General features: G+C 66.5%; 12 protein-coding genes. 6 read left to right on the forward strand and 6 right to left on the reverse strand.

Features of this window, described 5'->3' with window-relative positions:
- The first annotated feature begins 5 nt into the window (after positions 1 to 5).
- Together WJ16_RS31240 and WJ16_RS31245 are read left to right on the forward strand one after the other, a co-directional pair.
- Entirely contained in the window at positions 6 to 335 is a 330-nt protein-coding gene (locus WJ16_RS31240; RefSeq protein ID WP_069260811.1) for a DUF3579 domain-containing protein, read from the forward strand.
- A 271-nt stretch (positions 336 to 606) separates the two neighbouring features.
- Positions 607 to 1,458: an alpha/beta fold hydrolase gene (locus tag WJ16_RS31245; protein WP_069260812.1), complete on the forward strand. Its 852-nt coding sequence runs from the start codon at positions 607 to 609 to the stop codon at positions 1,456 to 1,458.
- 102 nt (positions 1,459 to 1,560) lie between these two features.
- Here the strand turns inward: WJ16_RS31245 and WJ16_RS31250 are convergent, their stop codons facing one another.
- Positions 1,561 to 2,001: a PACE efflux transporter gene (locus WJ16_RS31250; RefSeq protein WP_069260813.1), complete on the reverse strand. Its 441-nt coding sequence runs from the start codon at positions 1,999 to 2,001 to the stop codon at positions 1,561 to 1,563.
- Positions 2,002 to 2,098: 97 nt separating this feature from the next.
- Between WJ16_RS31250 and WJ16_RS31255 the strand changes: the two genes are divergently transcribed.
- A complete protein-coding gene (locus tag WJ16_RS31255; protein WP_069260814.1) occupies positions 2,099 to 3,007 on the forward strand; it encodes a LysR family transcriptional regulator in 909 nt (302 codons plus the stop codon).
- A gap of 196 nt (positions 3,008 to 3,203) precedes the next feature.
- On the opposite strand, the gene WJ16_RS31260 is transcribed toward WJ16_RS31255, so the two are convergent.
- Positions 3,204 to 4,172 carry a LysR family transcriptional regulator gene (locus tag WJ16_RS31260; RefSeq protein WP_069260815.1) on the reverse strand — a complete coding sequence of 323 codons (969 nt, stop codon included), beginning with the start codon at positions 4,170 to 4,172 and terminating at the stop codon, positions 3,204 to 3,206.
- A gap of 140 nt (positions 4,173 to 4,312) precedes the next feature.
- Here WJ16_RS31260 and WJ16_RS31265 point away from each other — a divergent pair, with 140 nt between their 5' ends.
- Both WJ16_RS31265 and WJ16_RS31270 read left to right on the forward strand, forming a co-directional pair.
- Complete coding sequence (locus WJ16_RS31265) at positions 4,313 to 5,617, forward strand: MFS transporter (protein ID WP_069260816.1); 1,305 nt, start codon at positions 4,313 to 4,315, stop codon at positions 5,615 to 5,617.
- Between the two features lie 72 nt (positions 5,618 to 5,689).
- On the forward strand, positions 5,690 to 7,183 hold the full coding sequence (locus tag WJ16_RS31270) for a M81 family metallopeptidase (RefSeq protein ID WP_069260817.1): 1,494 nt from the start codon (positions 5,690 to 5,692) through the stop codon (positions 7,181 to 7,183).
- 228 nt (positions 7,184 to 7,411) lie between these two features.
- Here the strand turns inward: WJ16_RS31270 and WJ16_RS31275 are convergent, their stop codons facing one another.
- On the reverse strand, positions 7,412 to 8,299 hold the full coding sequence (locus WJ16_RS31275) for a LysR family transcriptional regulator (RefSeq protein WP_069261244.1): 888 nt from the start codon (positions 8,297 to 8,299) through the stop codon (positions 7,412 to 7,414).
- A gap of 109 nt (positions 8,300 to 8,408) precedes the next feature.
- On the opposite strand from WJ16_RS31275, the gene WJ16_RS31280 reads away from it, so the two are divergent.
- Entirely contained in the window at positions 8,409 to 9,158 is a 750-nt protein-coding gene (locus WJ16_RS31280; protein WP_069260818.1) for an SDR family NAD(P)-dependent oxidoreductase, read from the forward strand.
- A 9-nt stretch (positions 9,159 to 9,167) separates the two neighbouring features.
- Here the strand turns inward: WJ16_RS31280 and WJ16_RS31285 are convergent, their stop codons facing one another.
- The 3 genes from WJ16_RS31285 to ceoB all read right to left on the reverse strand — a co-directional run bounded on the left by WJ16_RS31285 (position 9,168) and on the right by ceoB (position 14,966).
- On the reverse strand, positions 9,168 to 9,746 hold the full coding sequence (locus tag WJ16_RS31285) for a YbhB/YbcL family Raf kinase inhibitor-like protein (RefSeq protein WP_069260819.1): 579 nt from the start codon (positions 9,744 to 9,746) through the stop codon (positions 9,168 to 9,170).
- Positions 9,747 to 10,213: 467 nt separating this feature from the next.
- On the reverse strand, positions 10,214 to 11,755 hold the full coding sequence (opcM, locus tag WJ16_RS31290) for a multidrug efflux transporter outer membrane subunit OpcM (protein ID WP_069261245.1): 1,542 nt from the start codon (positions 11,753 to 11,755) through the stop codon (positions 10,214 to 10,216).
- 10 nt (positions 11,756 to 11,765) lie between these two features.
- Positions 11,766 to 14,966, reverse strand: coding sequence for a multidrug efflux RND transporter permease subunit CeoB (gene ceoB / locus WJ16_RS31295; protein WP_069260820.1), 3,201 nt, complete (start codon positions 14,964 to 14,966; stop codon positions 11,766 to 11,768).
- Between the last annotated feature and the right edge of the window lie 12 nt (positions 14,967 to 14,978).

The following is a 14,978-nucleotide window of genomic DNA, read 5'->3' on the forward strand; positions in this document are numbered from 1 at the left end:
ACGGTATGGATCGCATCGAAGTCACCGAACAGGGCCGCCTCGCCGGCCACCTGATCCGCGGCGTCACGCACGCGCAGAAAACCTTCCGCCCGAGCGACTGGCCCGAACGCCTCGCGGGCGTCATCACGCTGTTCGTCGGCGAGCGGCGGCCCGGCTATCCGTGCGCGCTGTCGCGGCTCGCGATGCCCGTCGTCGCCGGCGGCGTCAAATGCCTGTTCGTGTCGGACGAATTGCGCACCGTGTGCGCGGACGCATTCGACTTCGCGATGCAGTTCGCGGCCGACAACGATCTCCCGGTCGAACTTCAGACCGCGCCCGCGCTGGCGGTGCGCTGACACGCGGGCCGCTTTCGCGGCGCGCGGCCTCCCCTTTTCCATTGCGACGCGCGGGTGCGCCGGCCGGCCGCCGCACGTTCGTTTCAGGCCGTTCGGACAAAACAGTTTATCGTCAGACGATTGAAAGCATCGACATCCGTCCCCTTCCGACAAGGGTTTCCGGCCGAGCCATCAAGAAAATTGATCGTCACGATGAAAATTATGCGTTTTCCTTGCAGCTCGCCGTGATGCATAGTTGCGTCGTGTTGACGCACCTTTGAGTCTTTCAGTCATGAACATGCGAATCGAGCCGTCCGTGCTCGCGAACCCCGACCTGCAATTTGCGACGCTTTCGTCAGGCATCAGCCTGCCGTATGTCGAGCGGGGCAGCGGTGCGCCGATGGTGTTCGTGCACGGCTCGCTGTGCGACTACCGCTACTGGGATCCGCAGCTCGCATCGCTGTCGGCCCACTATCGCTGCATCGCGCCGAGCCTGAGCCACTACTGGCCGGCCGTCGAAGCGGGCATCCAGGACGAGTTCAGCTGGCAGAACCACGTCGACGAGCTCGCCGAATTCATCGACGCGCTCGATCTCGGCCCCGTGCACCTGGTCGGCCATTCGCGTGGCGGCAGCGTCGCGTTCAACGTCGCGCGCCAGCATCCGCACCTCGTCGAATCGCTCACGCTCGCCGATCCGGGCGGCCCGCTGCAGCAGCCGGGCGTGCGCGAAGCCGCGCTGCCGGCCGCTGCGATCGCGCTGCGCACGAAGGCCGTGAGCCTGATCGAGCAGGGCGAAGTCGAAGCGGGCCTCGAAATGTTCGTCGACTCGGTGAGCCTGCCCGGTGCATGGAAGAAGAGCACGTCGCGCTTTCGCACGATGGCGATCGACAACGCGAGCACGCTGCCGAAGCAGCTGCGCGACCCGCTGCCCGCATATTCGCAACATACGGCCGGTGACATCGCATGCCGCACGCTGCTGATCGACGGCCAGCGCAGCCCGAAGATGTTCCGCCACAACGTCGACACGCTGTCGCAGTGGATCGGCGATGCGCAACGGCAGACCGTCGCCGGTGCGTCGCACGGGATGAACGCGGCGAGCCCGGCGGTGTTCAACCGTTACGTGCACGAGTTCGTCGCCGCTTGACGTCGCGGGCGGCATGCGCGCCGCCCGGCATTCCTCTCTGTTGCAGAATCTGCGGAAGCGAAACGGCGCGGAGCTGTCCGCATCGTTTCGCCTTCCTCTGCATCACGCCGCCGGCGCCGCCTTGCGCGTCACCGCATCCGGCAACCCGAACATGCTGTCGAACGCCCAGTTGTACGTGAACGTGAAGATCGGGAAGAACACGATCAACACAGCGTCGTACAGGAACGCCTGCAGCAGCGACACGTCGAGCCACCACGCGATCAGCGGAATCAGGAACGTCACGAGCGCGACCTGGAACCCGATCGCATGCACGACGCGCCGCACGACGGTGCGCGTCGTTTCCGCCCGCCGCCGCTCCCACGCCTCGAACCCGAGGTTGTACAGAAAATTGACGATGACGCCCGTCGTCGAGATCATCACGCCAAGCAGGCCGCTCGTCGCCGCGCTCGCGCCGCTGAGCATGCCGAGCACCGACGACGCGACGAGGATGCCGAGCACCTCGAACATCACGACGTAGACTATGCGTCTCTTCCATCCTTGCATGACCGCCCCCCTTCGTTTCGAACCAGGTGGCGAGACTACAGCGGGCACTTCGTCCGCCAAAGTCAGGTCCTTTCAATTTTTCTGACAGGAGGCGCGCGTGCTGACCAGCGACCACATCGACATGCTGTTGACCGTCATCGACAAAGGTTCGTTCTCGGCGGCCGCACGTGCGCTCGGCCGCACGCCGTCGGCAGTCAGCATGGCGATCGCGAACCTCGAGGCCGAGCTCGATCTCGTGCTGTTCGATCGCGGCACGCGCGAGCCGACGCCGACCGCCGCGATGGCCGCGCTGCTGCCCGACGCACGCGCGATCGCCGAGCGGCTGCATGCGCTGCGCGCGCATGCGCAGCACTTGTCGGAAGGTGTCGAGGATACGTTGCGGCTCGGGCTCGCGGCCGAAATCGACGGCGCACCGGTTGCGCGCGCGCTGACGGCGGTGGCCGCGAAATATCCGGCGCTCGCGATCAGCATCGTTACCGCGCCGCAGGACGCGATCGTCGATGCGCTGCATCGCGGCATCGTCGATCTCTGTGTCGCGTACGGCGGGCTCGATCTGCATCCGCAGGAACAGATCCATGCGCTGTGGACCGAGACACTCGTCGCGGTTGCCGCGCCGAGTCACCCGGCCATCGCCGAATGCTCGCAACCCGAGGCGATCGAGCGATTGTCGGGTTTTCGCCAGATCGTGATCGCCGATCCCGAGCGGCCGCTGACCGACGTACGGCCGTTGATCGGCAACCGCACGTGGAAGGTGACCGACATGACCACCGCGATCGCGCTCGTGAAGGCCGGGCATGGCTGGGCGAACCTGCCCGCATCGGTGATCGCGCGATACGTCGCCGACGGCGAACTCGCGCCGCTCGTGTTCGCGAACATCCGCAACGGGCTGCCGTTGCCCGTGTATCTGCGGCGGCAGAAACATACGGGGCTCGGCAAGGCCGCGAGTGAACTGGTGCGCGCGCTGCGGGCTGCAGATGCAAGCGCAGACGCAGGTGCCGAAAAATGACCGCAGTGGCGGCGAACGCCGCCACTGCGCCGGTCATCGCTCGACGGCTTGACCGTTAGTTGCAATCGATGCGTTGCCGGCGCCACCGCGCGCTGGATCGAATCGACGAGCGATGCGTTGTCGTAGCGTCGCCCGCTAATCCCCCGTCGACCGCATGCACGACATTCACCCCCACTTGCGTCGGCGTCAGCCGCCGTCAACGCGTGCGCTTCGCCACGCGCGGCCGTTTGGCGGCCGGGCGCCGACCCGTAGCCGCCCCCGCGAACATCTTCATGTCGTGCAGCAGGCCATTCAGCAGCGTATCGGCCGCGACGCCGAGCGGCCGCCCCACTTTCACGAGCAGGCGCGCTTTCGCCGAATCGAACAACGGATGCGCGATCGGCAGCGCGACGAGTTCGCCGCTTTCGAGTTCGCGATATGCCGCGAATGCGCCGATCAGCGTAATGCCGTCGTGGCGCTTCACGAAATGGCGCAATACCGCGAGGGAGTTGGTCGTCAGCGTCGGACGGATCGGCAGGTTCTCGGTATAGGCGAGCATCTGCGCGACCTGGCCGAGACCGAACGCCGGCGGCATCAGCGCAAGCGGATACTCGCCGAGTTCGTGCGCGCGCACCGCGCCGCCGCGCACCGCGAGCGGGTGGCCGGCATGCACGAGCGCCACCACCGGCTGCGACGACGTGGCGAGATACTCGATCTCCGGATGGGCCGGCGGGTTGTACGCGAGCCCGATGTGCGCACGGCTCTCCGCCACTTCCTGCAGCACGTTGTTGACCGGCAGGACGTCGACGATCACGTCGAGCTTCGGATGACGCATGCAGAAATCGGTCAGCACCTCGTCCATCAGCACGTCGACATACCCCTCGCTGGTGACGATGCGCACCTGGCCGGACTGCAGCCGCCGCAACGCCTGCAGGCGCTCCTCGAACAATTCCTGCTGCGAGCGGCACCCGCGCCAGTATTCGAGCAGATGCGCGGCCGCCTCGGTCGGCCGCACGCCGCGCGCCTGCCGCTCGAACAGCTCGACGCCGATCTCCTCTTCGAGCAGCCGGATCTGCCGCGTGATCACGGACGGCGCGGTATTGATGCTGTCGGCCGCGCCGCGGATGGAGCCGTGCGTCAGCACCTCGTGGAAGTAGCGCAAGCGGCGCTGGTTGAGTTCGCGCATGGAGGTTCCCGGTTCGCCCGATCGTTGCCTGTCGAGCAACATTAGATCACTTAAGTTGCTCTTGCTCTGCTTTTTCGGCTCTCCGACGATGCGGCAATCGAAGCCCATTCCGCAAGACGCTCACGCCACAGGAGAGAGACATGTCCGCCGTCCCATCCTCCCGCCGTTCGGTCGCGCACGACAGCGCGCCGGTGCAGGCGCTGTACCGCAAACTGAACTGGCGCCTGCTGCCGCTGCTGTTGCTCTGCTACACGTTCGCGTACCTGGATCGCGTCAACATCGGCTTCGCGAAACTCCACATGCAAAGCGCGCTCGGCTTCTCCGACGCGGCCTACGGCCTCGGCGCGGGCATTTTCTTCCTCGGCTACGTGCTGTTCGAGATTCCGAGCAACCTGATGCTGCCCCGGATCGGCGCGCGCAAGACCATCAGCCGGATCATGGTGCTGTGGGGGCTGACGTCCGCCGCGATGATGTTCGTGCACGACACCACGTCGTTCTACGTGCTGCGCTTTCTGCTCGGCGTGTTCGAGGCCGGCTTCGCGCCGGGCATGATCTTCTACCTGACCTACTGGTACGGCCCGCGCCGCATGGCCGGCGTGATGGCCGTCGTGATGATGGCCGGGCCGATCGGCGGCATCGTCGGCTCGCCGCTGTCGACCTGGCTGATGACGGCCCTCGACGGCGCGCACGGGCTGGCCGGCTGGCAATGGATGTTCGTCGCGGAAGGTTTGCCGTGCGCGGTGCTCGGCCTGCTGGTGCTGAAGCTGCTGGCCGATCGCCCGGACGATGCGGCGTGGCTGAGCGACCGCGAGAAAAGCCTGCTCGCCACCGAGCTGCCGGTGCCCGCCGGCGGCCATCACGCGTTCGGGCAGGCCGCGCGCGACCCGCGCGTCTACCTGCTGGCCTTCGCATACTTCACGATGATCTGCGGCATCTACGCGGTCAGCTTCTGGCTGCCGTCGATTCTCAAGGCCAACGGCGTGACCGACACGATGCAGATCGGCTTCTATTCGATGATTCCGTACGTCGGCGCCGCGTGCGCGATGCTCGTGATCGGCCGGCGCTCGGACCGTCGCGGCGAGCGCCGGTTGCACAGCGCGGTGTCGGCGATCGTCGGTGCCGCCGCGCTGGCCGCCGCGACCTGGGCCGACGGCCATCTCGCGGTGTCGCTCGCCTGCATGACGATCGCCACGGCGCTGTTGTGGGCGGCCTACACGGTATTCTGGGCCATCCCGTCGCAATACCTGACGGGCAACGCGGCCGCCGGCGGCATCGCGCTCATCAACACGATCGGCCTTTTCGGCGGCTTCCTCAGCCCGACGCTGATCGGCGAGATCCGCACCGCGACCGGCAGCATGCAGGCGGGATTGCTCGTGATCGTCGCGCTGATGGTCGCGGGCGCCGTGGCGCTGATCATGAACCGCCTGCCCGCCGACGCACGGTGACCGATCGCGTCGCGACGGTGCCGTCTCGCCCCATGCCCCCCCACACCGACCTGCTTTACTGGACACGACCTCATGACCCGACGCATTCTCGTTGCCGGTTTCCAGCATGAAACCAACACCTTCGCGCCCACCAAGGCCGCCTACGCGAACTTCGAACGCGGCGAAGGGTTTCCCGCGCTGGTGCGCGACGCCGACGTGCTCGCGCTGCGCGACGTCAACATTCCGGCCGGCGGCTTCATCAACGCGGCGGAGCGGCGCGACTGGCGCCTGCTGCCGGTGATCTGGGCCGGTGCCAGCCCGTCGGCGCACGTCACCGAGGATGCCTTCGAGCGCATCGCCGGCGAGATCGTCGCAGCCGCGCGACGCGGCGGCTGCGACGCGGTGTATCTCGACCTGCACGGCGCGATGGTCGCCGAGCACACGGACGACGGCGAAGGCACCCTGCTCGATCGCGTCCGCGCCGCGGTCGGCCCGGACGTGCCGGTAGTCGCGTCGCTCGACCTGCATGCGAACGTGACCGACCTGATGCTGAGCCGCGCCGACGCGCTGGTCGCCTTTCGCACGTATCCGCACGTGGACATGGCGGAAACCGGCGAACGTGCGGCCGCGCTGCTCGAACGCCTGCTCGAACGCCGCGGCCCGCTGCATCGTGCGGCGCGGCGGCTGCCGTTCCTGATCCCGATCAACGGGATGTGCACGCTGCTCGATCCGGCTCGGGCGATGTACGCGCGCCTCGCGGCACTCGAAACCGGCGGCGTGGCGTCGCTGTCGTTCGCGCCGGGCTTTCCGGCTGCGGATTTCCCGGAATGCGGGCCGGTCATCTGGGGCTATGGCGACACCGACGCGGTGGAAGCCGCCGTGCAGACGCTGTACGACGCGATGCTGGCCGACGAGGCGAAGTGGCAGGTGCCGTTCCTGTCGCCGGACGACGCCGTGCGCGAAGCGATGCGGCTTGCCGCCGACGCGAGCAAGCCCGTCGTGATCGCCGACACGCAGGACAATCCGGGCGCGGGCGGCGATTCGAATACGACGGGCCTGCTTCGCGCGTTGCTGCGTCATGGCGCGCAGGACGCGGCGCTCGGCCTGCTGTGGGACCCGGCCGCAGTGGCCGCGGCGTGGCGCGCCGGCGTCGGCGCAAGCGTCGACCTGTCGCTCGGCGGCTCGGGCGTGCCCGGCGACGAGCCGCTGCGCGCGCGCTTCGAGGTCGTCGCGCTGTCCGACGGCATCTGCCGCTACGACGGCCCGATGATGAACGGCATGCAGGCCGACGTCGGGCCGGTCGCATGCCTGCGGATCGACGGCGTGCGGATCGTCGTGAGCGCCGGCAAGGCGCAGATGCTCGATCGCAATCTGTATCGGGTGGGCGGCATTGAGCCGGAGGCGATGAAGATCCTCGTCAACAAGAGCTCGGTGCACTTCCGCGCCGATTTCCAGGGCATTGCGCACGCGGTGCTGGTCGCGAAGGCGCCGGGGCCGATGCAAGCCGACCCGGCAGACCTGCCGTGGACCCGGCTCGCGCGCGGGATGCGAATGAAGCCGATGGGACGCGCGTTCGGCGGCGCGTAATGCGGTGATGCGGCGGCGCGCGATCGGTTCCGCACGGTTGCGCTTGCGGCGTCACGTATTGTCGTCCTGCTTGCACGCTGACTGTCATGCACGAGCGGTGCGCGCGGCGGGACGCCGCCGCACCGTCTGTCTGGTCGATCCGCCGCCCCTGTTTCATTGCCGCACGCCCCGCTGCCGTGCAGCTTCAAGTGTGTTGCATCGACGGGTTGAATCGGCCAGCGAAAAGCGTCACTTCATCCACTGCGAGAGTTGCTTCTCCACGAAGTCGATCAATACTCTGGCTCGCAGCGGCATGTTTCTTCCATATCCGTGCAACACATGAATCGGCACGGATCTCAACGCCAACTCCGGCAATACGCGACGCAACCGTCCCGCGTCGATATCTTCCTGAACCGTCGCTTTCAGTATCTGTGCGATACCGAGTCCATTCAATGCCGCCAGTCTCATCGCCTCACCGCTGTCGGAGTCGAATGCACCTTCCATCTGCGGGCTCGCCTCGCCGGAAAACATGACGGGCACCACGCGTCCGGCAAGTCTGTAGCGAACGTGGCGATGCTTCCCGAGTTCGGATGCCGATTCCGGCACGCCGTTGCGACTCAAATAATCAGGGGAGGCCACGAGCACGAGCGGCAGATCGCCCAATTTCCGCGCATGCAACGTGCTGTCCATGACCTGCCCGGCTCTGATGACCAGATCGAAACCCTCGCGGATGACGTCGACATGATGGTCGCTCACGTTCACATCGAACAGCAGGTCCGGATGACGCGCCATCAAGTCGCGGGTGAGTGGGTCGAGCAGAATGCGCGCCAACGCGCCGGGCACACTGATACGCAGCTTGCCGACCGCGGCCGGCGACGCAGTCAATGCGTTACCTGCTTCCTCGATGCCCCGGATGAGCGGCGCGACGCGCTCATAGTAGGTTTGGCCCTCCACGGTCAGGACGGTAGCCCTGGTCGAGCGCCGGAACAGCCTGATGCCGAGACGCCGCTCCAGTCTTCCGACGCTTCTCGACACGCTCGACGGCGTCGTACCGAGCAAGCGCGCGGCTCCCGTGAACGAACCGGCCTCGACCGCTCGAACAAAGGCAGCCAGGCCATTCAGGTTCTCAACAGACATTTTGATCATTCGGCAAAACTGATTGCTCCGCTGGATGACTGGGCCGTCGTCTCACCCGAAGCTAAATTGGCTTTCAGCGCGACATCCGCGTGGAACAACGGGAATTCAAATGAACCGACTCGAAAACAAGGTCGCCGTCATCACCGGCGGCAATAGCGGCATCGGCTTTGCGATGGCAAAGCTGTTTGTATCCGAGGGTGCGCATGTACTGATCGTCGGACGGCGTCCGGCCGCGGTAAATGCCGCGGTGTCGGAACTCGGCGATCGGGCCACGGGCCTGCCCGGCGACCTCGCCGATCCCGCAACGCATGATCGTGTTGCGTCACTGGTTGCAGAACGGTTCGGCGGGCTCGACATTTACGTCGCCAACGCCGGCGTCAACACGATCGCCCGCTCGGACCAGGTCAGTCCCGAAGCGTACGAAGCACAATTCGGCACCAATACCCGGGCGGTTTTCTTTGGCGTACAGAAGATCGCATCCCAACTGCGTCATGCAGGCGCCATTCTGCTGACGAGCTCCATTGCGAGTTCGAAAGTATTCGAAGGTCATGCGGCGTATGCCGGTAGCAAGGCAGCCATCGAAGCGTTCGCACGCAGTTGGGCGCTCGAATTCAAAGCGCGCGGCATCCGGGTCAATGTGATCAGTCCGGGCCCCGTCGACACGCCCATTCTGTCCAAACTGGGGATCGCCGCGGCCGATCGCCCCGCATTCGAGACCGCCGTTGCGGGAAGGATTCCGCTTGGCCGGCTGGACCACGCAGACGAGCTGGCGCGTGCCGCACTGTTTCTCGTGAGCGATGACAGCAGCTTCGTGACCGGCATCAACCTGAACGTCGACGGCGGAATGTCGCTGGTGTAATCGCACCCGTCAATCGTTGGTCGCGGCACGATGATATCGGGCGACGTACTTCGCCTGAGCGATGATTTTCCCGTGCATCTGATAGGCGACGACGGCCGGACTCGCCGCCGGCGCCACGTCGATCTTTGCCACGTCCAGCGCGGACGCCGTCACGACATATCGATGCGACGCGCCCTCAGGCGGGCACGGGCCGCCGTATCTGGATTCGCCGAAGTCCGTCATCGTCTCGACGGCGCCTGCCGGCATGCGCTGCGGATTGCCGGAAGCGCCTTTTTCGATCGACGACTCCGAAGGTGGGATGTTGACGATCTCCCAGTGGGTCCAGCCGAGCCCGCCGGTCGGCGCATCGGGGTCGAACATTGTCACGACGACGCTCTTCGTGCCGCGCGGAACGTGAGTCCACGAAATGCGCGGCGAAACGTTCTGACCGTGACAGCCAAAACCGCCGTACACCTGTTCGTTCGTAAAGTGCCCGTGACTGAGGTCATCGACCCTGATCGTGAACGGCTCCGCGCGGGCTGTCGCCGGGATGACCGCCAGTGCCGTTGACGTGCAGAGAATCGCGGACAAAAAAATCGTCGAGCGCATGATGTGCTCCGTTGAAGGTAAGCGTTCAGTACGGGATCAACCGTATCCTGTCGCAATTCGCAACGGAAGGCGCATTCGCGAACCACGGTGTTGCCTTCGCTGCAACGTCGGTGGCAGGACGTTCAGTCGATTCGGTCGTCGCCTGCCGATCGGCGTTTCGACAGGAACGCCTTCATGTATGGCGCGTCTGTCCGGTACCGGCAGCGCGGATTCGTCAAGGATGTTCGGTGCGCCGGAGGGTATGCCAGTGGATCAGGCAGCAACCGGGTTTGATGCGGCCACCGTGAATGTCGGCACGGTGCTCACGCGACGCGTTGCGGTGAACGTTGCCGACTGGCCGATCGCCGGCGTTCCTCCGCGGACATTCGCGACACCCCATAAAAAACCCCGGCATGCAGACCTGCGCCTGCATGCCGGGGGGCTTCGCTGCATGGCCGGCGAGCGACGCATCGCCCGCCGTTCGCGTGTCACCGCGCAGCCACTTCCGCGTTGGCCGACGCCGCATCGCCCACCGCCGTCGGCGCCGGCGCATTCCCCCATCCGCCGCCCAGCGCACGGATCAGGTTCACGGTCGACACGGCCTGCGCGCCGGTCAGCTGGTTCGCCTGCAGTTGCGACTGCAGCACCGAACGCTCGCTGTCGATCACGTCGAGATACGCGACCTCGCCTTCCTGATACTGCGTGCGCGACAACGTCGCCGCGCGGCGCGACGCGTTGACGGCCGCATCCTGCGCGCGGATCTGGTCGTCGAGTAGGCGCAGATCGGAGAGATTGTCCTCGACCTCGCGGAACGCGACGAGCACCTGCTGACGGTAGTTCGCCACCTGCTCGTCGTACTGCGCGCGCGCCTGCTGCACGCCGGCCGCACGGCGCCCGCCGTCGAACAACGGCAGCGTCAGCGCGGTGCCGGCGAACGGCCCGAGCAGGAACGTGCGGCTCGACCACAGGAACAGGTTGCCGAGCGTCGACGCCTCATACCCGAACGCGCCCGTGATATCGAGCTTCGGGAAGTACGCCGATTTCGCGAGGCCGATCCGCGCGTTCGCGGCCGCCATCGCGCGCTCGGCCGCCGATACGTCCGGGCGCCGTTCGAGCAGCGCGGACGGCAGGCCCGGCGGAATCTTCACCGCGACCGGCACGATCGGCGTTTCCTTGAACGCGAAATCCGCCGGCGCCTTGCCGAGCAGGATCGCGAGCGCATGTTCGGACGCCGCGCGACGGCGCGCGACGCCGACCGCATCGGCCTGCGCGCTGGCCAGCTCGTTCTTCGCGCGCGATACGTCGAGCTCGCTGATGTCGCCCTCGTTGAAGCGGCGCTGCACGAGCTTCAGTGCCTGCTCGCGCAGCTCGACCGTGCGGCGGTACAGATCCTGGTCCGAATCGAGCTGGCGCAGTTCGAAGTAGTTCTGCGCGACGTCCGCCTGCAGCGCGAGCTGCACCGAACGGAACAGCGCTTCGCTCTGCGCCTGGTCGGCACGCGACGCCTCGACGTTGCGGCCGACACGGCCGAACAGGTCGGCTTCGTACGACACCGTGCCCTGTGCGCGCCACAGCGTCGCATTGGTCGGGCCCGTGCCCTGCGGCTGGAACTGCGACGCCGACGACAGCCCTTCGCGCGTCGGCCCGAACCCGGCACCGATCTGCGGGAACCACTGCGAGCGCGCGGTACGCGTGGCCGCACGCGCTTCCTCGACCCGCGCGGCCGCGGCCTTCAGGTTCTGGTTCGCGGCGAGCGCCTGCGTCTCGAGCGAATCGAGCACCGGGTCGCCGAACACCTTCCACCATTCGCCGCGATGTTCGCCGTCCGACGGCTCGGCCGTCTTCCACGTGCCGGCCTGCTCGCCGGCGGCGAGGGTCGGCGCTTCCTTGAACGCGGCGGGCGTCGCCGCCTCCGGCCGCTTGTAGTCGGGGCCGACCGCGCACGCGGCGAGCAGCGTCGCGAGCAGGGTGCTCGCGGCCGCCACCTTCGCGAAGCGCATCAGGCCGTTCGTGTTGTGCATGTTGTCCATCTTGTTGTCCTCAAGCATCCGAAGCCGACGCACCCGACGGCGGCACGCCGTAACCGGCCGAGTCCTTGCCCGCGACGTGGATCTTGCCGCCCGCGAGCGTGCGCAGCACGACGTAGAACACCGGCGTCAGCATCAGCCCGAACAGCGTCACGCCGAGCATCCCGAAGAACACCGCGACACCCATCGCATGGCGCATTTCCGAACCGGCACCCGTCGACGTGACGAGCGGCACCACACCCATGATGAACGCGATCGACGTCATCAGGATCGGGCGCAGCCGCAGCCGGCTCGCCTCGATCGCGGCCTCGAGCGGCGTCCTGCCGTCGTGCTCCAGTTCGCGTGCGAATTCGACGATCAGGATCGCGTTCTTCGCGGACAGCCCCACCAGCACCATCAAGCCGATCTGCGTGAAGATGTTGTTGTCGCCCTGCGTGAGCCACACGCCCGTCAGCGCCGACAGAATGCTCATCGGCACGATCAGGATCACCGCGAGCGGCAGCGTCAGGCTTTCATACAGCGCCGCGAGCACGAGGAACACGAGCAGCACGCTGATCGGGAACACGTACATCGCCGAATCGCCCGCGAGGATCTGCTGGTACGTGAGGTCGGTCCATTCGAACCGCACGCCGCGCGGCAGCGTCTCGTGCGCGATGCGCTCGACCGCGGCCTGCGCCTGGCCCGACGAGAAGCCCGGCGCCGGGCCGCCGTTGATGTCGGCAGCCGTGTAGCCGTTGTAGCGCACGACCATTTCCGGGCCGAACGTCGGCGTCACCGTGACGAGCGACGACAGCGGCACCATCTCGCCCTTGTCGTTGCGGGTCTTCAGTTGCAGGATGTCGTCCGCGCGCTGGCGGAACGGCGCATCGGCCTGCACGCGCACCTGGTACACCCGCCCGAAGCGGTTGAAGTCGTTCACGTACAGCGAACCGAGATACACCTGCATCGTGTTGAACACGTCGGTCACGGGCACGCCCAGCTGTTTCGCCTTCACGCGATCGAGATCGACGTTGAGCTGCGGCACGTTGATCTGGTAGCTCGTGAACAACGGGCCGAGTTCAGGCGCCTGCTGCGCGCGCTTGATGAAGTCGTTGGTCGCATCCGCGAGCCGCGCGTAGCCGACCGCGCCGCGATCCTCGATCTGCATCTTGAACCCGCCGAGCGTACCGAGGCCCAGCACCGGCGGCGGCGGGAACACCGCGACGAACGAGTCCTTCATCGCGCTGTACTTCTGGTTCAGCGCACCCGCGATCGCGCCGGCCGACAGCGCCTTGCCGTGCCGTTCCGAGAACGGCTTCAGCGTGACGAACACGATGCCCGCGCTCGAGCTGTTCGTGAAGCCGTTCACCGACAGCCCCGGGAACGCGACCGCGCTCTCGACGCCCGGCTGCTTCAGCGCGATCGAGCCCATGTCGCGGATCACCTTCTCGGTGCGGTCGAGCGACGCGCCGTTCGGCAGCTGCGCGAACGCGATCAGGTACTCCTTGTCCTGCGCGGGCACGAAGCCGCCCGGCACGACCTTCGAGATGAGCACGGTCGCGCCCACCAGCACGAGGTACACGCCGAGCATCAGCGTCTTGCGCGACAGCACGCCGCGCACGCCGCGGCCGTAGTTCTCCGCACCGCGATGGAACACCTTGTTGAAGCCGCGGAAGAAGCCGCCGAGCACGCGGTTCATCACGCGCGTGAGCCAGTCTTCCTTGTCGCCGTGACCTTTCAGCAGGATCGCGGACAGCGCCGGCGACAGCGTCAGCGAGTTGAACGCCGAGATCACCGTCGAGATCGCGATGGTCATCGCGAACTGCTTGTAGAACTGGCCGGTCAGGCCCGACATGAACGCGAGCGGCACGAACACGGCGACGAGCGTCAGCGCGATCGCGATGATCGGCCCGCTCACTTCCTGCATCGCCTTGTAGGTCGCCTGCCGCGCGTTCATCCCGCTCTCGATGTTCCGCTCGACGTTTTCGACCACGACGATCGCATCGTCGACCACGATCCCGATCGCGAGCACCATCCCGAACAACGACAACGCGTTGATCGAATACCCGAACGCGAGCAGCAGCGAGAACGTGCCGATGATCGACACCGGCACCGCGATCAGCGGAATCAGCGATGCGCGCCAGGTCTGCAGGAACACGATCACGACGATCACGACCAGCGCGATCGCTTCGAGCAGCGTGTGCACGACGGCCTTGATCGACGAGCGCACGAACTGCGTCGGGTCATAGACGATCTTGTAGTCGACGCCCGCCGGCATGTCCTGCTTCAGCTCGGCCATCGTCTTGCGCACTTCGTCCGAGATCTGCAGCGAGTTCGCGCCCGGCGACTGGTTGATCGCCATCGCGACGGCCGGCTTGTTGTCGAGCAGCGAGCGCAGCCCGTATTCGGACGCGTCGAGCTGGATCCGCGCGATGTCGCGCAGGTGCGTGACGCCGCCGTCCGGTGTCGTCTTCACGACGATGTCGCCGAACTCGTCTTCCGTCTGCAGGCGGCCCCGCGCGTTCACCGACAACTGCAGAGGCGTGCCGGGCAGCGACGGCGATGCGCCGATCACGCCGGCCGCGACCTGCACGTTCTGCTCGCGGATCGCCTGCACGACGTCCTCGGCCGACAGCCCGCGCTGCGCGACCTTCTGCGGATCGAGCCACACGCGCATCGCGTAGTCGCCCGAACCCCACAGCTGCACCTGGCCGACGCCCTGGATCCGCGAAAGGCGATCCTTCACGTTGATCAGCGCGTAGTTGCGCAGGTAGGTCATGTCGTAGCGGTTGTCCGGCGAGATCAGGTGAACCACCATCGTCAGCGTCGGCGAGCTCTTCACCGTCGTGATGCCGAGCCGCTGCACGTCTTCCGGCAGGCGCGGCAGCGCCTGGTTCACGCGGTTCTGCACGAGCTGCGTGGCCTTATCCGGATCGGTGCCGAGCTTGAACGTGACGGTGATCGTCATGTTGCCGTCGCTGTTCGCCTGCGACTGCATGTAGAGCATGTCCTCGACGCCGTTGATCTGCTCTTCGAGCGGCGACGCGACCGTCTCGGCGATCACTTTCGGGTTCGCGCCCGGGTACTGCGCCTTCACGATCACGGAAGGCGGCACGACTTCCGGATATTCCGAAATCGGCAGCAGGAACATCGCGATCACCCCGCCGAGCAGGATGATCACCGATAGGACTCCTGCAAAGATCGGCCGGTCGATAAAGAATTTTGAAATGTTCATGTGTGGCTCTGT

Source organism: Burkholderia metallica (assembly GCF_001718555.1).
Taxonomy (GTDB): Bacteria; Pseudomonadota; Gammaproteobacteria; order Burkholderiales; family Burkholderiaceae; genus Burkholderia; species Burkholderia metallica.